The sequence below is a fragment of the Novosphingobium profundi genome (assembly GCF_018491765.1).
In the GTDB taxonomy this organism is placed as follows: Bacteria; Pseudomonadota; Alphaproteobacteria; order Sphingomonadales; family Sphingomonadaceae; genus Novosphingobium; species Novosphingobium profundi.
On record NZ_JABWCU010000080.1, the window covers coordinates 1 to 719 of the forward strand.

The 719-nt window shown below is 66.6% G+C and carries 1 protein-coding gene; it reads left to right on the plus strand.

What is annotated here, in order from left to right:
* Positions 1-719 (plus strand): hydantoinase B/oxoprolinase family protein (locus HT136_RS26100; protein WP_214202661.1); only part of this gene is annotated, 719 nt, incomplete at both ends.

Consider the following 719-nt stretch of genomic DNA (forward strand, 5'->3'; position numbering starts at 1 on the left):
CACGACAAGGAAGGTAAGTGGTTCCAGCTCTTCCAGATCGGCTTTGGCGGCATCCCCGGGCGTCCGATGGGTGACGGCCCCGACGGCCACTCGCTGTTCCCCGGCTTCACCAACGTGCCCAACGAGTTCCTCGAGCGCTACTTCCCGCTCGAGATCGTCAAGTACGAGACGGTCGCCGACAGCGGCGGCGCAGGGCTTCACCGCGGCGGCAACGGCATCAACATGGTCTACCGCTTCTTCGAGCCGGGCGTCATCGCGATCCACGACGACCGCTGGTTCGTGCCGCCCTGGGGCGTCAACGGCGGCCTGCCCGGCAAGCGCGCCAAGAAGATCCTGACCAAGGCCGACGGCACGCAGATCATCGTGGGCAACAAGCTGGAGGACTACCCCGTCGAGGCCGGTGACGAACTCCAGTTCATCACCTGGGGCGGCGGCGGCTGGGGCGACCCGCTCGAACGCGATCCCGCGCTCATCCTCAAGGAAATCGGCCAGGGCCTCGTCACCGAGACCGGCGCCCTCGACTACGGCGTCGTCATCGCAGGCGGAGCCGTCGACGAAGCCGCCACCAGCGCCCTTCGCGAAAAGATGCGTAGCGATCGCGGAACCGTCGAGGTCTTCAACTTCGGCCCCGACATCGACACCCTGCGCAAGAACTGCCTCGAAGAAACCGGCCTCCCCGCACCCAAAAAGCCCATGTGGCGCCACGAACTCGCGGAGGC